Source organism: Streptomyces sp. CAI-85 (assembly GCF_013363615.1).
GTDB classification, from domain to species: Bacteria; Actinomycetota; Actinomycetes; order Streptomycetales; family Streptomycetaceae; genus Streptomyces; species Streptomyces antibioticus_B.
Genome location: NZ_JAANNX010000003.1, coordinates 322,215 through 343,454 on the forward strand (window position 1 = coordinate 322,215; position 21,240 = coordinate 343,454).

Consider the following 21,240-nt stretch of genomic DNA (forward strand, 5'->3'; position numbering starts at 1 on the left):
AGTAGTCCCGTTCAGGCTGTCGTGCCGGGTCGGTCGAGGGTGAGCCGCAGGGCCTCGGCTGTGACGTCCGCGTCGGCCTGGGCTGCGGTTCTGTCGCCGTAGTCGAGGGTGTCGTAGTCGTCGTCCAGTTCGGCGAGCCGTTCGGTCAGCGGTAGTTCGTGTCCGAAGCGCTGGTGGATCCGGGAGGCCAGCTCGCGAGGGGACAGTTCACCGGCCAGCATCCGGGCGGCGAGTACTCGTGCCGCGGCCTCCTGTGCGGCGACGCTGCCCAACGGGTGCAGGGTGAGGCCCAGTTCTTCGAGCGCCGGGGGGAGAAGATCGGGGACGTCGTAGTCCGCCTCCCCGCGGGTGCATGCGGCCAAGACGCGCAGCGCAGGGCTGTCGAGGCCGGCGACCAGGGCGTCGCAGGCGGCGGTGACGACGTCGGTTGCGCGCAGCTCGCCCATGCTCCAGAGCACGGCACGGTCTTGCAGCTCGCGGGCTGCCGGGCAGGGAGGGTGCATCCGTCCATGATCTTGGCTGTAGGCCCGAGCAGGCGAACGGTTTACGGCGATGCCTGTCCCGCAGCTTTGGTCAAGGCGTGAGCCTCAGGACGCCACGAACGCCGACCCGACCTCCTTCGCCCTCGACGGCACCGCCTGCGTGAACGTCTTGTGAAGGTGTGGCAGTGGGACGCATACTGACGCGATCAAGGAAAAGTACGGGCGGCGCTGGGCGCCACGGAAGGAAACGAAGTGAGTGCCCGCAGGACCGCCGCCATCGCGCTGCTGCTTCTCGTCACGTTGACCGTCGGCGGCTGCTCGGGTGACTCCGAGCCCGTCGGCGACTCCACCGACGTGGCCTCGTCCGCCGCCGCGGAGACCGAAGAGGTGGACGCTTCCGACGACGCCCCCGCCGACGACACCTCGATCGAGGACGTCCTCGACGCCGCCGGTGTCGACGACGAACTGGTCAACCGGCTCGGCGAGGTCGGCGACGCCAACGGTTACGGCCTCGGCGTGGGCGTCGAGACCGACCTCGAACAGCGTCGTGGACTCGCCGCCCTCCAGGTCGACACCTGCCGCAACGTCGCCGTCGGCTACCGCAGTTGGGACGGCATCCAGAACTCGGACGTAGGCGGCGGCGCGACCGAGGAACAGGCCGCCGCGATGGCGGACTTCCTGCGCACCGAGTTCTGCCCGCACGTCGCCCCGCTCAAGGAGGGCCCGCTGCCCGAGCAGACCCTGGGCGGGCCCGCCGAGGACGGGCAGGGCGGCCGGGGTCTCGCCACCACCCGGACCTGGTGGGAACACCGGTACCAGCGCGTCTCCTGGACCGAGGAGTGCGCCGCGCAGACCGGACAGCCACTGGGCGACCCGCTCGCCTACCGGATCGCCCGGGACGCCGTGATGTGCGCCGAGGTACCGACGGCCCGGGCCAAGGGGCGCTTCATCGCCGTCGACGTCGTGTTCGCCGCGCCGGTCAGTGCCGACCGGGCCGGGAAGACCGTGCTCTCCCTGCTCCCCTCGGGCGCGTCCGTCTCCGGGGAGACCGAGGGCACCAACCCGGACTGGTCGCCGCTGGACGGCGCCTGCCTCGCGGTCGACTTCCGCGCCGACGGGCTCGCGAAGGTCCTGGCCGACGGCCCCGGCGACCCCGACCCCTGGGCCCACGGCATCTACTACTCCGACGGCGCGACCGAGGACGGCGCCGTCGGCCCCTACACCGGCAAGGTCAAGCAGATCCTCCTCGGCACCGGCAAGAGCGAGCCCTCCGCGAGCGGTGTGACGGCCTGCTGAACCCCACGTGGCCGAAAAGCCGCGCCTGGGGAGGGCTCGGGGCATACCCGGACGGCCGTCGTGGGCAGAGAGGTCCCGTATGGCAGCCGCGAGGGGGACCGGATGTCCATGGACTGGGCCACGACCGTCACCACGGTGGGCGGGGTCGCCGCCACGCTGATCGGCGTGGTGGCCGGCTCGCTCCTCACCAGCCGCAGCGACCGCACCCACTGGGCGCGGGATCAGCAGATCGCCGCGTGTTCCGCGATCGTGGCCGAGTCGACCCGCGTCCAACTCGCGCTGCACCGCGCCTGGAAGCACGGTGACGCCGTGGACTGGGTCCAGTGGAACGTGGCCCTCGGCACGGTCTGGCTGGTCGGCGACCCGGCCGTGGTGCAGGCCGCCGCCCGGGTGGACGAGGTGTTCTGGGCGTGCAGCGACCCGTTCGTGCGGGGCACCGGTGCCGACCCGCACGAGTGGGACGAGGCCCGGGACCGGATGGAGGAGGCCCGGCTGCACTTCATCAACACCGCCCGCCACTTCTTCGACGGGCAACGGACACGGCTCACCCAGGTGCCGGTCGGCAGACCCCCGGACCGCCGTGCACCCCGGCCCGCCGTCGGACCCCGACCGGAGCCGGGGGGTACGCCCGACGCCGCCTGAACGCCCCGCCCGAGGTCAAGGGTGTTCCAGCGGCGTTCCGGGGGTCTCGGGTGACCGAGGAGTGAGATCTTCCGAGATCGGCGCGCTCGGTATCGAGAAGAACCGGCTCAGCGCGCGTACCTGGGGGTGCGGGGCTGCCCGCCCCGCTCCGCACACGCCACCGATCCAAGGGACGTACCTCGTGAACGCAACCGCCGCCATCGGCGTCACCGGCCTCGGCGTGATGGGTCGCAACCTCGCGCGCAACTTCGCCCGTAACGGGCACACCGTCGCCGTCCACAACCGTTCCGTCGGCCGCACCCGTGCGCTCGTCGAGGAGTTCGGCCACGAGGGCACGTTCGTCCCCGCCGAGACGGCGGAGGAGTTCGTCGCCGCCCTCCAGCGCCCCCGACGCCTGATGATCATGGTGCAGGCGGGTCCGGTCACCGACGCGGTCATCGACGAGTTCGCCCCGCTCATGGAGCCCGGCGACATGATCATCGACGGCGGCAACGCGCACTTCGCCGACACCCGCCGCCGTGAGGCCGCCCTGCGCGAGCGCGGCATCCACTTCGTCGGCACCGGTGTCTCCGGCGGCGAGGAGGGCGCCCTCAACGGGCCGTCGATCATGGTCGGCGGCTCCAGCGAGTCGTACGACGTCCTCGGCCCGATGTTCGACTCGATCAGCGCGAAGGTGGACGGCGAGTCCTGTGCCGCCCATGTGGGCACCGACGGCGCCGGACACTTCGTCAAGATGGTGCACAACGGCATCGAGTACGCCGACATGCAGCTCATCGCCGAGGCGTACGACCTGCTGCGCCAGGTCGCCGGATACACCCCGGCCGAGATCGCGGAGATCTTCCAGGAGTGGAACCGCGGCCGGCTCGGCTCGTACCTGATCGAGATCACCGCCGAGGTGCTCGCCCACACCGACGCCGCCACCGGGCTGCCGTTCGTCGACATCGTCACGGACGCCGCGGGCCAGAAGGGCACCGGCCGCTGGACCGTCCAGACGGCCCTGGACCTCGGCTCCCCGGTCACCGCCATCGCGCAGGCCACCTTCGCGCGCGCCGCCTCCGGCCAGCGCGAACTGCGCGCCGCCTACGCCGGGCTGCCCGGCGGCACCACCCCGCTGCTCAGCCGCACCGAGGCCGCCCGCTTCACCTCGCAGGTGGAGCACGCCCTGTACGCGTCGAAGGTCATCGCCTACGACCAGGGCTGGAAGATGATCCAGGACGCGGCCGCGGAGTTCGGCTGGAAGATCGACCTCGGCTCGGTCGCCCGGATCTGGCGCGGCGGCTGCATCATCCGCGCGTCCTTCCTCGACCGGATCCGCGCCGCGTACGCCGCCGACCCCGAACTGGTCAGCCTGCTCGGCGAGATGGAGTTCGCGATGGAGATCACCGACGCGCAGGTGCCGTGGCGCGAGACGGTCGCCTCGGCCGCCCGCCGGGGCATCCCGGTCCCGGCGTTCTCCGCCGCCCTCGCCCACTACGACACCCTGCGCGCCGAGCGCCTGCCCGCCGCGCTCCTCCAGGGCCAGCGCGACTACTTCGGCGCCCACACCTACGGCCGTACCGACCGCCCCGGCGCCTTCCACACCCACTGGGCCGAGCCGGGCCGCCCGGAGACCACCGACTGACGCGGCACACGCGTGTGGGCCCCCACCGGATCGGTGGGGGCCCACACGCGTGTGTGTCCCTCCGCGCCGGGACCTCGCGCGGCTCCCGCATGAGCCGCGCGAGGTCCCCACCGCGTCCGGCGCTGCGCGCCGCCGGGCCCCGTGCCGCTCCCGCATGAGGGCACGAGGCCGTCCGGTACGGGCCGTGGCCCAGGGGCGGCGCCGCAGGGAAGGCGTGGGACGGGGAGAGGCGCTAGACGCTCGTCGCCGGGTACGTCGGGTACTCGACGCCGGAGACGTGCTGGACGACGCGGACGACCTGGCAGGAGTAGCCGAACTCGTTGTCGTACCAGAGGTAGAGGATGGCGTTGTCGCCGTCGACCTTGGTGGCGCCCGCGTCGATGATCGAGGCGTGGCGCGAGCCGATGAAGTCCATCGAGACCGCGTCCGGCGCCGTGGTGAAGTCGATCTGGCGCTTGAGCGGCGAGGTCAGCGACACCTCGCGGAGGTGGTCGAGGACCTCCTCACGGGTGGTCTCGCGGCCGAGCCGCAGGCTGAGGATCGCGATCGAGACGTCCGGCACCGGGACCCGGATCGAGCTGCCGGTGATCGGCGCCTTGAGGTCGGGCAGCGCCTTGGCGACGGCGGAGGCGGCACCGGTCTCGGTGATCACCATGTTGAGCGGCGCCGAACGGCCGCGACGGTCCGCCTTGTGGTAATTGTCCAGCAGGTTCTGGTCGTTGGTGAACGAGTGGACGGTCTCCACGTGACCGCGCAGCACCCCGTACTCGTCGTGCATCGCCTTCAGCGGCGGGACGATCGCGTTGGTGGTGCAGGAGGCGCAGGACAGGATCTGCTCGTCCGGCTTGATCGTGTCGTGGTTCACGCCGTGCACGATGTTCGGGACGTCGCCCTTGCCGGGCGCGGTCAGGACGACCTTGTCGATCCCGGGCCGCAGATGCTGCGAGAGGCCCTCGCGGTCGCGCCACTTGCCGGTGTTGTCGATCAGGATGGCGTCCCGGATGCCGTACGCCGTGTAGTCGACCTCGGCGGGGGAGTTCGCGTAGATGACCGTGATCTCGTTGCCGTTGGCGATGATCTTGTTGTTGGCCTCGTCGACCGTGATCGTGCCCTGGAACTGGCCGTGCACGGAGTCGCGGCGCAGCAGCGAGGCACGCTTCACCAGGTCCTGCTCGCCGCCGCCGCGCACCACGACGGCGCGCAGCCGCAGACCGTTGCCGGAGCCGGACTTCTCGATGAGCAGCCGGGCGACCAGGCGGCCGATGCGGCCGAAGCCGTAGAGCACGACGTCGCGCGGCTCACGGCGGTCGATCTTGTTGGCGCCCGTGGCACCGGCGACGGCCTCGGCGGTGAACTCGACCACCGACAGACCGCGGTCGTCGGCCCGGTAGGTGGCCGCGAGCATGCCGATGTCGATCTGGGAGGGGCCCAGGTCGAGCGTGGTGAGGGCCTCCAGGAACGGCAGGGTCTCGGTGACCGACAGCTCCTCGCCCGCGATCTGGCGGGCGAACCGGTGGGTCTTGAGGATGCTGACCACCGACTTGTTCACCAGGGAGCGGCTGTGCAGCAGGACCGTCACGTCCCGCTCGCGGTGCAGCTTCCCGATCATCGGGATCATCGACTCCGCGATCTCCTCGCGGTTCTTCCAGTTGGTGAACGAATCGTCGTTGAGCGTCACGGGCCTATCTTTCGAGCTAGGTGGCGCTCAGATGCTAACCCGAAGAGGTTCTGATCATTCAAGCGGGGGTGTGCTCAGGTGTGCGGGCATGCCGGTAGGCGCCCGGTGTCGTGTGCACGCGCCGCACGAAGAACTTGCCGAAGTTGGTCACCTCCGTGAACCCGAGATGCCGCGCGATCGCGCTGATCGGCAGATCCGTGTGCACCAGCAGCCGGCGCGCCTCCAGTGCCACGCGCGCGTCGATCACGTCCTTGGTGGAGGTGCCGGCGACCTCCCGGCAGGCCCGCGCCAGCGCGCGCGTGCTGCAACTCAGGGCGGCGGCGTAGTCCGCGACGAGCCGGGTCGTCCGGTACGAGCGGTCCAGCTCCCGGCGGAACCGCAGGAACAGTTCGCCGTTGTCGCCGGTGACGGGGGCGGCCTCGGTGTGCCGCTGCCGGCACATCTGGTCGATGTGGAGCAGCGCGACGGCGAGCAGATGCTTCAGCAGATCCTCGCCGAGCCCCTGGTCGGGCCGCTCGAACTCCTCCCGGAGGATCGCCAGCACCCGCTGGAACGCGGCGAGTTCGGAGTCGCCGAGCTGCCAGTGCGAGGGCCGCAGCAGATCGTCGAGCATCCCCATGTGCGCCTTCATCGGGAGCGGGAACGCCGGGGTGAACATGATGATGTCGGCCTCCATGGAGGCCGACGGGGCGAACTGGACCACCTGGTTCGGCCGGGTCCACAGCAGGGTGCCGGTCCGGCACTCCACGGGCGCCGAATCGATGGAGTACGTCCCCCGGCCCTCGCGCACCAGCATGATCTGGTGGAAGCCGAGGCGGTGGGGGCTGCCGAGAAAACTCCGGGAGGTGAGGGTGAGCAGCTCGCTCAGGCTCACCAGCGCGACACCGAGACCGGGCCGGCAGACGGGTCTGTAGGGCACCACGGGGATCGGTAACGAGGCTAAATCGACCATGGATGTTCCGGAATCGACCTTTCACTGTCCACTTGAGGCTTCAATGATAGGTCTGGTCGCCCCGACCGAAGGGACTCCGCACGGGATGACCGCCCCCCACACCAGCCCCGCCACCAGCCCCGACACCCCCCGACCCACCCCCGGACCCACCCCCGGCCGCGCCGCTCCGGAGCGTTCGGTCGTCGGCCGGACGCTCAGCATCCTCGCCGCCTTCGACCGGGACAACCGGATCCTCACCCTGAGCGACATCAGCCGCCGTTCCGGGCTGCCCGTCGCCACCGTCCACCGCATCGTCGCCAAGCTCCACGGCTGGGGCGCCCTGGAGCGCTGTCCCGACGGCGGCTACTGCATCGGACTGCGGCTGTGGGAGACCGCGGTCCTCGCCCCGCACTCCGCGCTCGTCGAGACCGTACGGCCGCATCTGGTCACCCTGCACGGGCAGACGGCCGCCGCGGCGACCGTCGCCATCCGCGACGGCCGGGACAGCGTCTGCCTGCTCTTCGTCACCGACGACCCCGAACCGGCCTCCTGCCACGGCGACCCCGGCACCCGCATCCCGCTCCACGCCACCGCCGTGGGACACGTGCTGCTCGCCCACGCGCGCGGGGCCGTGCGGGACGAGGTCTGCTCCGCACCGCTGCACGCCTACACCCCGGCCACGGTCACCAGCCCCGCCCTGCTCCGGGAGCGCCTCGCCGACGTCCGCCGGGAGGGCTTCGCCGTCGTCCACGGCGGCCTGGCCCCCGGGCGGGGCGGCTACGCGGTGCCGGTGCGCGACGGCGGCGGGGCCGTGGTGGCCGCCGTGGGCGTCGTCGGTCCCGTCGAGCTGGTCCGGCCGGAACGGGTGGCGGCCCAGGTCCGTGACGCCGCCGCGCTGATCCAGCGGGACGTGCGCGCGGAGGGGCTGCGGATCGCGGACGTCGACGTGTGACCCGGACGGAGGCCGGGCCGGGCGGCGGCCCTGCTATGGGCCCGCTGCGGCCTCGCGGGCGGCCGGAGTCGAGGCCGGGCCGGGCTACAGCCCCGTTACGGCCTCGCGGGCGGCCGGAATCCGACGTCGGCTGCCTCGGCCCCGACCGACCGCCCTGTATCGGCCCCTGATCAGCGCCGCCGTGCGGACGCCGTGCCCGGTCCGGTGAACAGCGCCCCGTGCGGACGAAGTGCCCGGTCCGGCGATTGACCCCGGCTCCTTCGGGTACGCGTCGCGGGACCGCGCCCCGGCACGGACGCGTCCGGCCCGGGCCCGACCGACCCCCACCTCAGGGAATCCGCCATGCACACACCCGCGCACGACCACACCCCCGACCCCGCCCGGCGGGCGCTGGACGCGCTGGCCCGGGACACGCAGGACACGACGGCCCTGGACACGCTCGCGCACTGCGACGTCCTCGTGCCCGTCCCCGACGACGCCGTGGACGAGGACGTCACCGACCCGACCACCGTGGCCCTGCCGGTCCTGGAGCAGCCGGGCAGCGCGCCCGTCGTCCCGGTGTTCACCTCCGAACCGGAGATGGCCGGTCTGCTGCCCGGCGTCGACCGCTACCGCCTGGTGCCGCTCGGCGCGCTGGCCGCACAGTGGCCCGCCACCGAGCTGTCGCTCTGCATCGACGGGGCCGGTGACCACCCGCTCACCCTCACCTCGGAAGGGGTCCGCACGCTGCTGGCGCGCTGACCCCGGCCCCGACCGCCCTTCCGTGCTCCGGGGCGTATATCGGCCAATTCGGAACATCACCCCAACAGGTGATCGCCCCGGCCGTCACGCCCCGGAGATCATGAGCACGATGCCGTGGTCGGGGCGGCGGCCGGCGATGACGAGGGGGCGGGCGATGGGGACGTTGCGTCAGGTTGTTCCACACGCGACACAGGCGACGCAGGTGACACAGACGCAGGTGACACAGGCGACGCAGGGCACACAGGCGGAGGCGGCACCGGACGCGGCGCAGAACCCGCCGGCCCCGCAGCCCGACCCCCGCCACCAGGTCATCTCCCAGCGCGACGGCACCCGTGGCCCCCGCAGAACCCGGATCAGGCTCGACGGACCGGTCACCGAGATCCCCGCCCCGTACGTCCATCCGGTCGGCCGCGTCGCACCCGACTGGGGCTTCGTGATCGCGGAGCATCCCGAGCCGGGCCAGTACCGCCACTTCCAGTTCGTCTGGAGGGCCGCGGGACCCGGGACGACCGGCATGGGCCTACGGATCGGCCGCGGGCGGGACGGGCTCGCCGTCACCGTCCTGGCGGGGGACTCCCGCTGGCCGGAGGAGACGGTCCTGACCAGACTCTGTCTGGGCGAACGGCCCCCGGCCGAGTGGTCGGCCGTACGACTGGACCTGTGGGAGCTGACCGGCGGCAGACTCCCGCTCGCCGGTGTCAGCCTGCGCTGCGACGGCGGGGGCGCCCTCTTCGACCGGCTCGCCCTCGGCCGCACCGCCGCCGACCTGCCGAAACCGATCTGAAAGCCGGGTTACCGGGCGCCCAGCATCCGTTCCAGCACCTCCCGCTGGAGCGGCCGTACCTCGGTGTGCAGATCGCGGCCCTTGTCGGTGAGGGCGACCCACACACCGCGCCGGTCCTCGACGCAGACGGCCCGTTCCACCAGGCCCTCCTTCTCCAGCCGGCCGATCAGCCGGGACAGGGCGCTCTGGCTCAGGTGCACTCGGCCGACGAGGTCCTGGACCCGGCACTGGTCGCCCGTGCGGGGCGTCTCCGACGCGAGCACGTCGAGCACCTCGAAGTCGCTCGCGCCGAGGCCGTGCGGATGCAGGACGCGGTCGATCTCGCACATCGTGCGGGCGTGCACCGAGAGGATGTCCCGCCACCGGTCCTCTAGGTCCGCTCCGACCGTCTTCGCTGCCATACCCGCACGGTAACACCGTTTTCCGCATTCGTTGAGTCCTCAACTAGTGCGAATGCAAGAAAGGCGGGAAGCGGCGAGAAGGGAGATTCAGGAGGGGTCCTCCAGCAGGCCCACCAGGTTGCCGTCCGGGTCCTTCACGGCGGCGATGAGCCGGCCGTTGCCCACGTCGCGCACGTCCTGGAGCACCTCGGCACCCGCCTCGACCAGCGCCGCCAGACGGCCCCGGATGTCGGAGACGTGCCAGTAGGGGACCGGTCCGGTCAGGCCCTGGGCGTGGCCGTTGGGGTTGAGGCCGACGTCCTGGCCGGCGGCTTTGAAACCGACGTAGTACGGCTCGTCGGCGTAGGGCTCGACCTCCAGCAGCGCGCTGAACAGGGCCTTCGCCCGGTCGACGTCCTTGACGGGGTAGATGATCGTCTGGATACCGGTGGTCGTGGTCATGGTGGTCACTCCTCGGCGGTGCGCGGTCCGACGCCGAGCGCGTCGGTGATCTCACGCTAAGGCGGGGGAGCGGGGGTCCGCTTCTTCGATCCTGACCGATACGGCCGAGGGAACCACCCGCCCCCGAGCCCGACGCCTCCGCCCCCGCCCCTCACGTCGACTCCCGCCGCACCAGCTCCGTCGGCAGGATCACCGCCGCCGGGTCCTCGCCGCCGATCTGGGCGAGCAGCACACGCACCATCTCGTTGCTGATCCGGTCCCAGGGCTGGCGGATCGTCGTCAGGGGCGGGGTGGCCGCGGTGGCCGCCGGGGAGTCGTCGAAGCCGCCGACCGCCACGTCCTCCGGCACCCTGCGGCCCGCCCGCCGCAGCGCGCTCAGCACCCCCTGGGCCATCAGGTCGGAGGCGACGAACACCGCGTCCAGGTCCGGGGCCTGCGCCAGCAGCCGCTCCGCGCCCGACTCGCCGCTGGCCCGGCTGTAATCGCCGGAGACGACGAGCCGGTCGTCGTAGGGCGTGCCGGTCTCGGTGAGCACCTCCCGGTATCCGGCGAGGCGTTCCACACCGCCCGGGGTGTCCAGCGGTCCGGTGACCACCCCGATCCGGCGGCGGCCCCGGGCCAGCAGATGGCGCACCATGTCCCGGGCGCCGTCCCGGTCGTCGGCGGCCACATAGCTGACCTTGGAGCCGATGCCGATGGGCTTGCCGCAGGCGACCAGCGGGACGCCCGCCTCGCGCAGCTCGCTGGCGACCGGGTCCCCGGAGTGACTGGAGACCAGCAGGACGCCGTCGACATGGCCCGCGGTGATGTACCGCGTGATGCGCCGCCGTTCGTCCTCGGTCCCGGCCAGCATCAGCAGCAGCGGGATGTCGTGGGCGGCCAGCGCCTGGGTGCAACCACGCAGCAGGACATTGAAGTTGGGGTCCTCGAAGAACCGCTCCTGCGGTTCCGTCAGCAGGAAGCCCACCGAGTCGGAGCGGCCGGTGATCAGGGAGCGGGCGTGCCGGTTCACGACGTAACCCGTCTTGCGGATGGCGGCGTCGACCGCCTCCCGCGCGGTGGGACTGACGTAGTGCCCGCCGTTGAGCACCCGGGACACGGTGCCTCGTGAGACCCCCGCCTCCCGTGCCACGTCGTGGATCGTCGGCGGTTTGCGGCGGCCCCCCGCACCTTTGTTCATGGTCATGACTTTACGGCTCCGGAGAGCAGATCCAGGCTCCAGAAGCGCTGGACGACCAGGAACAGAGCCACGAGCGGGACGACCGCGAGGAAGGCGCCGGTGATGACCAGCGTGTAGAGCGCCGGGGTGTTGGAGCCCTGTTCGAGGAGCGTGAACAGACCGAGCGTGAGCGGGAACCGCTCGTCGTCGCTGAGCATGATGTACGGCAGCAGGAAGTTGTTCCAGATCGCCACGAACTGGAACAGGAACACCGTCACCAGGCCGGGCACCATCATCGGCAGCGCGATCCGCGTGAAGATCCGCCACTCGCCCGCCCCGTCCATCCGGCCGGCCTCCACCACGTCGCCCGGCACGGCGGCGGCCGCGTAGATGCGGGAGAGATAGACGCCGTACGGGGAGAGGATCTGCGGCAGCAGCACGGACCAGTAGGAGTCCGTGAGGTCCGCCTGCGCGAGCAGCAGGTACTGCGGGATCGCGAGGATGATCGGCGGCATCAGCACACCGGCGAGCAGGATGTTGAACATCGTCTCGCGGCCGCGGAAGCGGTAGGTGGCCAGCGCGAAGCCGCTCACCGCGGACACGCACGTCGACAGCAGGGCGCCGAGCACGGCGTACAGGGCCGAATTGCCCATCCACTGCCAGTAGATGCCGTCGCGGTAGGCGTCGAGATCACGGATGTTGTCGGCGAAGCCGGTGCCCGGCAGGAAGGTGAAGGTGGAGAACAGCTCGCTGCCGGACTTGGTGGAGGCGATCACCACCCAGGCCACCGGGAGGAGACAGTAGAGCGCGCCCAGCAGCAGTACGGCCGTCGGGACCAGTGCGATCCGGCCGCGTAGGGGCGTCCGGCCGCGGGCGGTGCCCGGCGTTCCGGTCGCCGCGGGTGCCTCGTGTACGGCGAGAGAAGTCATCGTGCCCCTCCTTGGCGGGCGTCCTGCCGGTTCCGCCGGTTCGCGGCGCGCAGGAAGCCGAAGGACAGCACCAGCGTGGCGAGGGCGATGATCACGGCCTCGGCGGCCGCCCGGTAGATGTCCCCGGTGCCGAACGCGTCCCGGTACACCTTCATCAGCGGACTCCAGGTCGTGGACACGGAGTTGGTGAGGGGCTTGAGGGTGGTCGGCTCGTTGAACACCTGGAGCGTCGCGATGATCGAGAAGAAGAAGGTGAGCACCAGCGAGGGCGCCACCATCGGGATCTTGATGCGCAGCGCGGTCTGGAGCGGGGTGGCGCCGTCCAGCTTGGCCGCCTCGTGGACCTCGGCCGGGATCGCCCGCAGCGAGGTGTAGATGACGATCATGTTGAAGCCGGTGCCGCCCCAGATCGCGATGTTGGACAGGGCGCCGTAGAGGGGACCGCCGTCCAGCAGGTCGGGCTGCGGCAGGCCGAGCGCGTCGAGGACGTAGTAGAAGGGGCTGACGCTCGGCAGGTAGAGGAAGCCCCACAGCAGCGCGGCCACCACGCCGGGGATGGCGTACGGCAGGAAGATCGCGAGCCGGGTGAACGGCGCGAGGCGCACCTTCTCGGAGTCCAGCATCAGCGCGAACAGCAGGGCCAGGCCCAGCATCACTGGGACGACGATGCAGCCGTAGCCCAGCACGCGCAGCGCGCCGGCGAGGAGTTCGGGGTCGGTCAGGGAGTCGGTGTAGTTCTCCAGGCCGGCCCAGACCTCGCTGCGGGCGCCGGCGCCCAGGCCGAGGCCGGAGACCTTGACCTTGTGGAGGCTGAGCCACACCGCGTAGCCGATGGGCAGCGCGAAGAACAGGGCGAACAGAACGGTGGCGGGGAGGAGGAAGGCGTACGGGGCCCCCTTGACCCCGTACGACCTCCGGCGTGCGCTGGTCACTCGGAGACCTCGAAGCCCTGCTTCTTCAGGTCGGCGACGGTGTCCGCCTGCATGGTGTCGAGGGCGGCGGAGAAGTCGGACTTGTTCTTGGCGGCGGCGCCGAACGCGTCGTTGAAGGTGGTGTAGGCGACGTTGACGTTCGGGCCCCAGGCCGAGGGCGCCGTCGTCTTCGCGATCTCGGAGGCCAGGGTGTAGAAGTCGGCCTGCGTCGAGAAGTAGTCCGGCGGGGTCAGGAAGGCGCCGCTGAGCTGGGCGGAGGTGGAGGCCGGGTAGATGCCGCTCTCCTTGGCCAGGGCGTTGAGGGCGTCGCCGTCGGTGTTCAGCCAGGCGGCGAACTCGGCGGCGGCCTCCTTGTGTGCGGAGTCGGTGGTGACGGCCGTCGAGGAGCCGCCCCAACTGCCGGTCACGTTCTCGCTGTTGCTCCACTGGGGGAGCGGGGCCATGGCCCACTTGCCCTTGGTGTCGGGCGCGGCGGTGGTGAGGGTGCCGGGCGCCCAGACGGCGGAGACCCAGGCGATCTGCTGCCCGGTGTTGAGCGCCTTGTTCCAGGCCGGGGTGTACATCGGCTGGTTGTCGATCACGCCCTCCTTCACCAGGCCGCCCCAGAAGTCGGCGACCTTCTTTGTGGCCGCGTCGTTGATGCCGACCTTCCACTTCTGGCCCTCCGTGGTCCACCAGCGGGCGCCGGCCTGCTGGGCGAGGCCCGCGAAGAGCCCGGAGTCGTTGGCGGAGAACGTGGTGAGGTCGGTGTCCGGAGCCTTCTTCTTCAACTCCCGGGCGGTGTCGGCGAACTGCTCCCAGGTCGCCGGGACGGTCAGGCCGTACTTCTCGAAGAGGTCGGCGCGGTAGTAGAACATCATCGGGCCGATGTCCTGCGGCACCGCGTACACCGCGTCCGTGCCCAGCGTGGTCTGCTGCCAGACGCCGTCGGCGAACTTGCTCTTCGCGTCGCCGACGTCTTTCGCTATGTCCGCCAGCGCGTCATTGCTGACCAGGGTCGGCAGCGCCTGGTACTCGGCCTGGACCAGGTCCGGGGCCTTGCCCGCCTTGTGCGCGGTGAGGATCTTGGTGACCAGCGTGTCGCCGGACGCCTGCTTCTTCACCGTGACGGTGATCCGGGCCTCCTTCCCGGGCCCCTTGTTCCACAGGTCCACGACCTTGTCCATACCGGGCGTCCAGGTCCAGTACGTGAGCGAGACCGGACCGGACGAGCTGCCGCCGTCGTCGGACGAGCCGCAGGCGGCGAGGGCGGTGGCGCCGAGCGTGACGGCTACGGCGGAAGCCACGAGGCGACGGCGCTTCGTGTTGGGCATGGATCTCTCCCCTGACCTGGGTCCCCGCCGGGTGCGGAAACCTGCCATGCGAACGCCTGACCAGGCGCCCCGCCCGTCGCGGGAAGCCCGTCAAGCTCTCTGTGAGCGTTCACAGTAGAGAAACATCCCGGACACTTGTCAATGGTTGATGCTGTGCGGTTATGTTGGGCTCCGCAGCGCCGTACCGGTGTGTGCACGTTCCCAAACGCTCGACCCAACGGGAGATTTTCATGCCGGAGACCACGCCGGAGACCGCACCCAAGGGCCTCACCCGGCTCGCCTTCGGTGGGGACTACAACCCCGAGCAGTGGCCGGAGAGCGTCTGGGCGGAGGACGTCCGGCTGATGCGGGAGGCCGGCGTCACGATGGTGAGCGTCGGGATCTTCTCCTGGGCCCTGCTGGAGCCCTCACCCGGCGTCTACGACTTCGGCTGGCTGGACCGGATCATCGACCTGCTGCACGAGCACGGCATCCGCGTCGACCTGGGCACCCCCACCGTCGTCCCGCCGGTCTGGTTCTACCGCGCCCACCCCGACGCGCTGCCCGTGACGGCCGACGGCGTCCGCCTGGAGTTCGGCTCCCGCGGCGCCATCTGCCACAGCAACACCCACTACCGCGCGGCCGCCGCGAACATCACCACCCGGCTCGCCGAGCGCTACGGCGACCACCCGGCGCTCGCGATGTGGCACGTCCACAACGAGTACGGCGTCCCCGTCTCCGCCTGCTACTGCGACTCCTGCGCCGCGCACTTCCGCCGCTGGCTCCTGACCACCCACGGCAGCCTCGACGCGGTGAACGACGCCTGGGGCACCGCCTTCTGGGGCCAGCGCTACCCGAGCTTCGAGGACATCCTCCCGCCGCGCACCACACCGACCGTCGGCAACCCCGGCCAGGCGCTCGACTACAAGCGGTTCGCCGACGCCACCATGCGCGAGAACTTCTGTGCGGAGCGGGACATCCTGCACCGGCTCGCACCCGGTGTCCCGGTCACCACCAACTTCATGACGGCCCTCAGCCAGTGCGACTCCGTCGACTACTGGGCCTGGGGCCGCGAGGTCGACCTCGTCACCAACGACCACTATCTGATCACCGACGGCCGCCGCACCCACGTCAACCTGGCGATGGCCGCCGACCTCACCCGCTCCGTCGCCGGCGGCGCCCCCTGGCTGCTCCTGGAGCACTCCACCTCGGGCGTCAACTGGCAGCCCCGCAACCCCGCCAAGGCGCCGGGACAGATGGCCCGCAACTCCCTCGCCCATGTGGCGCGCGGCTCCGAGGGCGCGATGTTCTTCCAGTGGCGCCAGTCCCGGCGCGGCGCCGAGAAGTTCCACTCGGCGATGCTCCCGCACGGCGGGACCGACACCCGCGTCTGGCGCGAGGTCGTCGAACTGGGCGCCGGGCTCGGCTCGTTGGCCGACATCCGCGGCAGCCGCACCGAGGCCGACGTGGCCGTCCTGTGGGACTGGCACTCCTGGTGGGCGCAGAACCTCGACTGGCGGCCCAGCCAGGACGCCGACCCGCGCGAGCGCGCCGACGCCTTCTACGAGGCGCTCTACGACCGCCATCTCACCGTCGACTTCGCCCACCCGGAGTCCGACCTGTCGGCGTACCCGCTGGTCGTCGTGCCCGCCCTGTACCTGATGACGGAGGCGGCCGGGAACAACCTGCGGGAGTACGTCGAGAACGGCGGCACCCTCGTCGTCTCCTTCTTCTCCGGCATCGTCGACGAGCACGACGCCGTCCACGAGGGCGCCTATCCGGGCGCGCTGCGCGACGTCCTGGGCCTGACCGTCGAGGAGTTCTCCCCGCTCCCCGCCGGCGCATCCGTGCGTCTGACCGGGCCCGACGGCACCGAGCGCACCGGTGACGTGTGGACGGAGTTCGTGGTGCCGCGCGGCGCCGAGACCGTCTGGACCTACGCCGACGGTCTCACCGCCGGACAGCCCGCGGTCACCCGGCACCGCCTCGGCGAGGGCACCGCCTGGTACGTCTCCACCCGCCTGGGCGCCGAGGGCCTGGACGCGCTGCTCGGCCGGGCCGCCGCCGACACGCGGCTCGCCCAGCGCGCCGAACTGCCCCGGGACGTCGAGGTCGTGGTGCGCTCGGGGGAGAGCGGCCGCTATCTCTTCGCGATCAACCACACCGCCGCCGACACCAAGGTGCCGCTGGCCACGGCCGGCACCGAGCTGCTGACGGGCGAACGCGCCGCCGGCCGCCTCGCGGTCCCGGCGGGAGCCGTACGGGTCGTACGACTCGACGGCTGAGCCGACTCCCCCTCCGCCCGTGGAGCCGCGAGCCGCGGACGGAGGGGGCCCTCGCCCCGGGCGAGGCTCTCGCGGGCCTTCGCCCGACGCGGGCCTTCGGCTCCGGGCGAGGACACCCCACCCATCACGTCGAAGGGACGACGGACGACGATGTTCCATCCCAGACGGTTCCACACCGGACACATCCTGCGAGCCCTGCTGCTCCCGCTCACCGCGGGGCTCGCCCTCACCGCACTGCCCGCGCAGACCGCCCAGGCGGCGAGCACCCTGACCAACGGCGGCTTCGAGAGCGACGGCGCCGGGGCGGCCGTGCCCAACGGCTGGTCGGAGTACGGCGACACGGGCGCCTCCTTCTCCGAGTCCGGTGGCCACGGCGGCAGTTACCGCCTGTCCCACTGGGCGTCCACCGCCTACAAGGTGGAGACCTACCAGTACCTCTCCGGGCTCACCAACGGCTCCTACAAGCTCACCGCCTGGGTCCGTTCCGGCGGCGGCCAGAACTCCGCCTATCTGGCGCTGAAGAACTGCGGCGGCGCCGAACAGCGCACCGACCTGCCGGTGTCGGCGAGCGGCTGGATCCGTGTCGTCGTCCCGGTCACGGTGACGAACAACCAGTGCACGATCAGCGTCACCAGCGACGCCAACGCGGGCAACTGGCTCAACGTCGACGACCTGACCTTCGCCGCCGGCACCGCCGGACTGACGGTCAAGGGCGCCGACATATCGTCCCTGGCCAAGAGCGAGGCCAAGGGCGGTGTCTACCGCACGAGTTCGGGCGCCACCGGCGACGCGGTCACCATCCTCAAGAACGCCGGCATGAACTACGCCCGCCTCAAGGTGTGGGTGAACCCGGCCGACGGCTACAACAACAAGGCACGCGTCCTCGCCGTGGCCAAGCGTGTCAAGGCCGCGGGACAGAAGCTCCTGGTCGACTTCCACTACTCGGACACCTGGGCCGACCCCGGCGCCCAGGCCAAGCCGGCCGCCTGGGCGGGCCATTCGTACAGCCAGCTCAAGACGGACGTCTACCACCACACCTACGACGTGCTCAACGCCCTCAAGGCACAGGGCACCACGGCCGACATGGTCCAGGTGGGCAACGAGATCAACGGCGGCATGCTGTGGTCCGAGGGCTCCACCGCTAACTGGGGCCAACTGGCCGGGCTGCTCAACTCCGGCTATGACGCGGTGAAGGCGGTCAGCTCCTCCACCTCCGTCGCCCTGCACCTTGCCAAGGGCGGCGATCTGACCGGCACCCGCTGGTGGTTCGACAACGCCGTCGCCAACGGCGTGAAGTTCGACGCGATCGGGCTGTCGTACTACGGCTACTGGCACGGCACGCTCGCCGACTTCCAGACCACGCTGGACGACGCGGCCGCCCGCTACGCCAAGCCGGTGTTCCTCGCCGAGACGGCCTACCCGTTCCGGCTGGACAGCGAGGACGCGCTGGAGAACATCATCGATCTGAGCGGCGAACTGGTCTCCGGCTACCCGGCGACCACGGCCGGGCAGCTCGCCTGGATGAACGCCGTCGCGAACATCGTGGAGGCGGTCCCGAACGGCCGCGGTCTCGGCGTCTTCTACTGGGAGGCCACCTGGACCGCGGTGAACGGCAACGGCTGGGACCCCACCGACGCCTCCTCGGGCAACGGCTGGGAGAACCAGGCCCTGTTCGGCTACGACGACAGGCCGCTGCCCGCGATGGCGTGGTTCGGCCACCGCTGACATCCCGCCGGCGCCGATGACGGCCCGGGCCCCGGCCGCACCGCGCGGCCGGGGCCTGCCCCTCTTTCGAACACCCGTGTAGGGCAAGGGAGTTCGATCCCAGTCAAGCGTCGCCGAGTCCGGGACACGGCGGCTCCCGCTGCGGAACAGTGGGAGGACGCGGTACCGAGGAGGCCCGGACGGAGGGGACGACGATGCTCAGGACGCCCGCAGGCGAGCGGCGGCTCGACATCCTGGAGTGGCTGAAGGAACCGGCCCGGCACTTCCCGCCGCAGCGTCGCGCCGACCCCGTCGAGGACGGCGTACCGGCGGCCGCCGTCGCCGCCAAACTGGGGGTGCGCCGCGAGGTCGCCGACACCCATCTCGCCCTGCTCACCGGCCTCGGCCTGCTGCGCGCCACCCGGATCCGCCGGCGTCTCTACTACCGGCGCGACGAGATGCGCATCGCCGAGGTGGCCCGCATGTTCGAGAAGGGCTGGTAGCGGACACCGGACCGGCGGCGCCGTGGGACGCGGACCCGGCCCCGGTCGCGGAAAACGACGCGGCCCCGGTTGCGGAAAGTGACGCGGCCCCGGTTGCGGAAAGTGACGGCAAAGGAGCCCGGTTATCCCCCGACGTGCCCGCTCCCGCCTGCGAGGATGGCCGCCTCCTCCAGGAAGGGCGGAACTCCATGGACCCGCGGACGGCACTCGTCCCGCTCAGGTACGTCAGCCTCCCCGGACACGGCCCCGAGGACGTCGTCGCCGACCCCCGGGGCCGCGTCCTGACCGGTCTGGCGGACGGACGGATCGTGCGCGTCGACGGCCTGGACGATCCGCCGGGCGCCCGCGTCGAGCACATAGCCGAGATCGGCGGCCGCCCGCTCGGCCTCGAACTCCTCCCCGACGGCGACCTGTTGGTGTGCGACGCCGAGGGCGCCCTGCTGCGCGTCGACCCCGACGGCGGCACCGGGAACGTCCGTGTCCTGACCGAGTCGGCGGCGGGGGAGCGGCTGCGGTTCTGTAGCAACGTCGTCGCCCTGCCCGACGGCACCGTCTACTTCACCGTCTCCAGCCGCGTCCACCCGCTGCGCGACTGGATGGGCGACATGGCCGAACACACCGGCACCGGACGGCTGTTGCGCCTCACCCCCGGCGCCACCGAGGCCGAAGTCGTCCTGGAGGGGCTCCAGTTCGCCAACGGACTGGTCCGCGGCGCCGACGACCGCAGCCTGATCGTCGCCGAGACCGGCGCCCGCCGCCTCACCCGCTTCCATCTCACCGGCCCGCGCGCCGGACACGCCGAACCCCTCGTCGAGAACCTGCCCGGCTACCCGGACAACCTGTGGCGCGGCGCCCCCGACGGCCCGGTCTGGGTCGCCCTGGCCGGCCCGCGCGTCCCCGCCCTCGACCTCCTGCACCGCGCCGGCCCCGGCGTCCGGCGCGCCGCGGCCCGGATCGCCGTACGCGCGCCCTACCGGCCCGCGGCCTGGGCCGGGGTGCTCGCCGTCGACGACGACGGGCACGTCCTGCACCACCTCACCCGCCGCCGCTCCGGCTTCCGCATGGTCACCAGCGTGTGCGAGACCGGCGGCCTGCTGGTCCTCGGCAGCCTCCACGAACGCGGTATCGCGGTGTGCGCCGCACCCGAGGGCAAACGCCACGGGTGAACCCCGGCGCTACCCTGTGACCAGCCGTGATCACCCGCACCGGGCACCACCGGTCGCAGGCAGGAGACGTACGACATGACTTCCCCGGAGGCCGGGAGCCTCCGCGCCGGGGCCGTCCGGCGGCCGCCCGGGACGGGACCCCGCCCGGTGGTCGCCGTGGTGGCCGTCGGCGGCACGCTCGGCACCCCCACCGGCTCGCGACGGCCGCCGGGCTTGGGGACCGCGTCCGCCGGGGTGGCCATAGGCCAGGCGGTCCGGCCGTAACCGGCCCGGCCGCACCCGCGCCCGGTGGGACTGCTCGTCCCGCCCCGGCTCCCCGCCCGCAGACCACTGGAGACGTCACGGTCTCCGCTCTCGTCAGAACTGGATTCCATGAGCGCCATCTCCGTCGGCCAAGCCGTCGTCCTCGGAGCCGTCGAGGGAGTGACCGAGTTCCTCCCCGTCTCCTCCACCGGCCATCTGAAGATCACCGAGGGCCTGATGGGCATCCCCGTCGACGACGACGCCGTCGTCGGCTTCTCGGCCGTCATCCAGGTCGGGGCCATCGCCGCCGTACTGGTCTACTTCCGCAAGGACATCGCGCGGATCGTCTCCGCCTGGTTCCGCGGCCTGCGCGACCGCGAGGAGCGCGTCCACCACGACTACAAGTTCGGCTGGTGGGTGATCTGGGCGACCCTGCCGATCGTCGCCGTCGGCCTGGCCGCCAAGCCGCTCATCGAAGGACCGCTCGCCTCCCTCTGGGTGGTCGCCGGATCGCTGATCGCGGGCAGCGGTGTGATGTGGGCCGCCGACCGGATGGGCCGGCACAAGCGCGGCGAGGACGACACCTCGTTCAAGGACGCCATGCTGGTCGGCAGCTCCCAGATCCTCGCGCTGCTCTTCCCCGGCTTCTCCCGCTCCGGCGCCACCATGTCCACCGCGCTCATGCTGGACCTGGACCGGGTCGCGGCCACCCGGCTGTCGTTCTTCCTCGGCATCCCCGCCCTGACCGGCGCCGGCCTGTACGAGCTGAAGGACGCGCTCGGCACCGGGGCGGGGTCGGCGGCCCCGCTCGCCGTGGGCACGCTGGTCTCCTTCGTCGTGGCCTACGCCTCCATCGCCTGGCTGCTGAAGTTCGTGGCCAAGCACACCTTCAACGCGTTCGTGATCTACCGGATCGTCATCGGTCTCGCGCTGTTCGGGCTGCTGGGCACGGGCGTCCTGGAGAGCTGACCCGACCCGCACACGCCTCGGCCGGGAGCCCCGCCGGGCTCCCGGCCCCCTGCCCGTCTTGACAGGAACCCGGCGCCGCCCTGACCATC

General features: G+C 71.6%; 21 protein-coding genes. 12 read left to right on the forward strand and 9 right to left on the reverse strand.

Annotated features, from left to right (window positions below):
* Positions 1-11 precede the first annotated feature (11 nt).
* The gene (locus G6W55_RS07025) at positions 12-503 is read right to left on the reverse strand and encodes a hypothetical protein (protein ID WP_244369416.1); all 492 of its coding nucleotides are present in this window, start codon (positions 501-503) and stop codon (positions 12-14) included.
* 231 nt (positions 504-734) lie between these two features.
* On the opposite strand from G6W55_RS07025, the gene G6W55_RS07030 reads away from it, so the two are divergent.
* From G6W55_RS07030 to gndA, 3 genes are all read left to right on the forward strand, one after another.
* Entirely contained in the window at positions 735-1,778 is a 1,044-nt protein-coding gene (locus G6W55_RS07030) for a hypothetical protein (RefSeq protein ID WP_175519907.1), read from the forward strand.
* A 102-nt stretch (positions 1,779-1,880) separates the two neighbouring features.
* On the forward strand, positions 1,881-2,420 hold the full coding sequence (locus G6W55_RS07035) for a hypothetical protein (RefSeq protein WP_175519908.1): 540 nt from the start codon (positions 1,881-1,883) through the stop codon (positions 2,418-2,420).
* A gap of 181 nt (positions 2,421-2,601) precedes the next feature.
* Positions 2,602-4,041 (forward strand): NADP-dependent phosphogluconate dehydrogenase, encoded by a 1,440-nt coding sequence (gndA, locus tag G6W55_RS07040; RefSeq protein ID WP_175519909.1) that lies wholly within the window; start codon positions 2,602-2,604, stop codon positions 4,039-4,041.
* Between the two features lie 232 nt (positions 4,042-4,273).
* Here gndA and G6W55_RS07045 read toward each other — a convergent pair whose 3' ends face one another.
* Together G6W55_RS07045 and G6W55_RS07050 are read right to left on the reverse strand one after the other, a co-directional pair.
* Positions 4,274-5,719, reverse strand: a complete 1,446-nt coding sequence (locus tag G6W55_RS07045; RefSeq protein ID WP_175519910.1) for a glyceraldehyde-3-phosphate dehydrogenase — start codon at positions 5,717-5,719, stop codon at positions 4,274-4,276.
* Between the two features lie 58 nt (positions 5,720-5,777).
* Positions 5,778-6,638, reverse strand: coding sequence for a helix-turn-helix transcriptional regulator (locus tag G6W55_RS07050; protein WP_309243650.1), 861 nt, complete (start codon positions 6,636-6,638; stop codon positions 5,778-5,780).
* 118 nt (positions 6,639-6,756) lie between these two features.
* Between G6W55_RS07050 and G6W55_RS07055 the strand changes: the two genes are divergently transcribed.
* The 3 genes from G6W55_RS07055 to G6W55_RS07065 all read left to right on the forward strand — a co-directional run bounded on the left by G6W55_RS07055 (position 6,757) and on the right by G6W55_RS07065 (position 9,127).
* A complete protein-coding gene (locus tag G6W55_RS07055) occupies positions 6,757-7,602 on the forward strand; it encodes an IclR family transcriptional regulator (RefSeq protein WP_175519912.1) in 846 nt (281 codons plus the stop codon).
* A 342-nt stretch (positions 7,603-7,944) separates the two neighbouring features.
* Positions 7,945-8,343: an SseB family protein gene (locus tag G6W55_RS07060; RefSeq protein WP_030787194.1), complete on the forward strand. Its 399-nt coding sequence runs from the start codon at positions 7,945-7,947 to the stop codon at positions 8,341-8,343.
* A gap of 217 nt (positions 8,344-8,560) precedes the next feature.
* Positions 8,561-9,127: a hypothetical protein gene (locus G6W55_RS07065; protein ID WP_175519913.1), complete on the forward strand. Its 567-nt coding sequence runs from the start codon at positions 8,561-8,563 to the stop codon at positions 9,125-9,127.
* Positions 9,128-9,135: 8 nt separating this feature from the next.
* Here the strand turns inward: G6W55_RS07065 and G6W55_RS07070 are convergent, their stop codons facing one another.
* The 6 genes from G6W55_RS07070 to G6W55_RS38495 all read right to left on the reverse strand — a co-directional run bounded on the left by G6W55_RS07070 (position 9,136) and on the right by G6W55_RS38495 (position 14,302).
* Complete coding sequence (locus tag G6W55_RS07070) at positions 9,136-9,528, reverse strand: MarR family winged helix-turn-helix transcriptional regulator (RefSeq protein ID WP_175519914.1); 393 nt, start codon at positions 9,526-9,528, stop codon at positions 9,136-9,138.
* A gap of 87 nt (positions 9,529-9,615) precedes the next feature.
* The gene (locus tag G6W55_RS07075; RefSeq protein ID WP_175519915.1) at positions 9,616-9,969 is read right to left on the reverse strand and encodes a VOC family protein; all 354 of its coding nucleotides are present in this window, start codon (positions 9,967-9,969) and stop codon (positions 9,616-9,618) included.
* 151 nt (positions 9,970-10,120) lie between these two features.
* A complete protein-coding gene (locus G6W55_RS07080; protein WP_175519916.1) occupies positions 10,121-11,155 on the reverse strand; it encodes a LacI family DNA-binding transcriptional regulator in 1,035 nt (344 codons plus the stop codon).
* The gene (locus G6W55_RS07085; RefSeq protein ID WP_175519917.1) at positions 11,152-12,057 is read right to left on the reverse strand and encodes a carbohydrate ABC transporter permease; all 906 of its coding nucleotides are present in this window, start codon (positions 12,055-12,057) and stop codon (positions 11,152-11,154) included. Before G6W55_RS07085 ends, G6W55_RS07080 begins: the two co-directional genes overlap by 4 nt.
* Complete coding sequence (locus G6W55_RS07090) at positions 12,054-12,989, reverse strand: carbohydrate ABC transporter permease (RefSeq protein WP_175519918.1); 936 nt, start codon at positions 12,987-12,989, stop codon at positions 12,054-12,056. The genes G6W55_RS07085 and G6W55_RS07090 overlap by 4 nt, the downstream gene beginning before the upstream one ends.
* Positions 12,986-14,302 carry an extracellular solute-binding protein gene (locus G6W55_RS38495; RefSeq protein WP_175519919.1) on the reverse strand — a complete coding sequence of 439 codons (1,317 nt, stop codon included), beginning with the start codon at positions 14,300-14,302 and terminating at the stop codon, positions 12,986-12,988. Before G6W55_RS38495 ends, G6W55_RS07090 begins: the two co-directional genes overlap by 4 nt.
* 230 nt (positions 14,303-14,532) lie before the next feature.
* On the opposite strand from G6W55_RS38495, the gene G6W55_RS07100 reads away from it, so the two are divergent.
* From G6W55_RS07100 to G6W55_RS07125, 6 genes are all read left to right on the forward strand, one after another.
* On the forward strand, positions 14,533-16,566 hold the full coding sequence (locus G6W55_RS07100) for a beta-galactosidase (protein ID WP_175519920.1): 2,034 nt from the start codon (positions 14,533-14,535) through the stop codon (positions 16,564-16,566).
* 150 nt (positions 16,567-16,716) lie between these two features.
* Positions 16,717-18,291 carry an arabinogalactan endo-1,4-beta-galactosidase gene (locus tag G6W55_RS07105; protein ID WP_175519921.1) on the forward strand — a complete coding sequence of 525 codons (1,575 nt, stop codon included), beginning with the start codon at positions 16,717-16,719 and terminating at the stop codon, positions 18,289-18,291.
* A 194-nt stretch (positions 18,292-18,485) separates the two neighbouring features.
* Positions 18,486-18,773 carry a hypothetical protein gene (locus G6W55_RS07110; protein ID WP_030787217.1) on the forward strand — a complete coding sequence of 96 codons (288 nt, stop codon included), beginning with the start codon at positions 18,486-18,488 and terminating at the stop codon, positions 18,771-18,773.
* A gap of 188 nt (positions 18,774-18,961) precedes the next feature.
* The gene (locus G6W55_RS07115; RefSeq protein ID WP_175519922.1) at positions 18,962-19,939 is read left to right on the forward strand and encodes an SMP-30/gluconolactonase/LRE family protein; all 978 of its coding nucleotides are present in this window, start codon (positions 18,962-18,964) and stop codon (positions 19,937-19,939) included.
* 75 nt (positions 19,940-20,014) lie between these two features.
* Positions 20,015-20,203 carry a hypothetical protein gene (locus tag G6W55_RS07120; RefSeq protein WP_175519923.1) on the forward strand — a complete coding sequence of 63 codons (189 nt, stop codon included), beginning with the start codon at positions 20,015-20,017 and terminating at the stop codon, positions 20,201-20,203.
* A 108-nt stretch (positions 20,204-20,311) separates the two neighbouring features.
* Positions 20,312-21,151 (forward strand): undecaprenyl-diphosphate phosphatase, encoded by an 840-nt coding sequence (locus tag G6W55_RS07125; protein ID WP_175519924.1) that lies wholly within the window; start codon positions 20,312-20,314, stop codon positions 21,149-21,151.
* The last annotated feature ends 89 nt before the right edge of the window (positions 21,152-21,240 follow it).

Bases quoted from the DNA above. Each gene is read 5' to 3' on its own strand.
- G6W55_RS07025 (WP_244369416.1), bottom strand. From the start codon at position 503: ATGCACCCTCCCTGCCCGGCAGCCCGCGAGCTGCAAGACCGTGCCGTG.
- G6W55_RS07035 (WP_175519908.1), top strand. From the start codon at position 1,881: ATGTCCATGGACTGGGCCACGACCGTCACCACGGTGGGCGGGGTCGCC.
- G6W55_RS07055 (WP_175519912.1), top strand. From the start codon at position 6,757: ATGACCGCCCCCCACACCAGCCCCGCCACCAGCCCCGACACCCCCCGA.
- G6W55_RS07060 (WP_030787194.1), top strand. From the start codon at position 7,945: ATGCACACACCCGCGCACGACCACACCCCCGACCCCGCCCGGCGGGCG.
- G6W55_RS07070 (WP_175519914.1), bottom strand. From the start codon at position 9,528: ATGGCAGCGAAGACGGTCGGAGCGGACCTAGAGGACCGGTGGCGGGAC.
- G6W55_RS07075 (WP_175519915.1), bottom strand. From the start codon at position 9,969: ATGACCACGACCACCGGTATCCAGACGATCATCTACCCCGTCAAGGAC.
- G6W55_RS07080 (WP_175519916.1), bottom strand. From the start codon at position 11,155: ATGACCATGAACAAAGGTGCGGGGGGCCGCCGCAAACCGCCGACGATC.
- G6W55_RS07085 (WP_175519917.1), bottom strand. From the start codon at position 12,057: ATGACTTCTCTCGCCGTACACGAGGCACCCGCGGCGACCGGAACGCCG.
- G6W55_RS38495 (WP_175519919.1), bottom strand. From the start codon at position 14,302: ATGCCCAACACGAAGCGCCGTCGCCTCGTGGCTTCCGCCGTAGCCGTC.
- G6W55_RS07100 (WP_175519920.1), top strand. From the start codon at position 14,533: ATGCCGGAGACCACGCCGGAGACCGCACCCAAGGGCCTCACCCGGCTC.
- G6W55_RS07105 (WP_175519921.1), top strand. From the start codon at position 16,717: ATGTTCCATCCCAGACGGTTCCACACCGGACACATCCTGCGAGCCCTG.
- G6W55_RS07110 (WP_030787217.1), top strand. From the start codon at position 18,486: ATGCTCAGGACGCCCGCAGGCGAGCGGCGGCTCGACATCCTGGAGTGG.
- G6W55_RS07115 (WP_175519922.1), top strand. From the start codon at position 18,962: ATGGACCCGCGGACGGCACTCGTCCCGCTCAGGTACGTCAGCCTCCCC.
- G6W55_RS07120 (WP_175519923.1), top strand. From the start codon at position 20,015: ATGACTTCCCCGGAGGCCGGGAGCCTCCGCGCCGGGGCCGTCCGGCGG.
- G6W55_RS07125 (WP_175519924.1), top strand. From the start codon at position 20,312: ATGAGCGCCATCTCCGTCGGCCAAGCCGTCGTCCTCGGAGCCGTCGAG.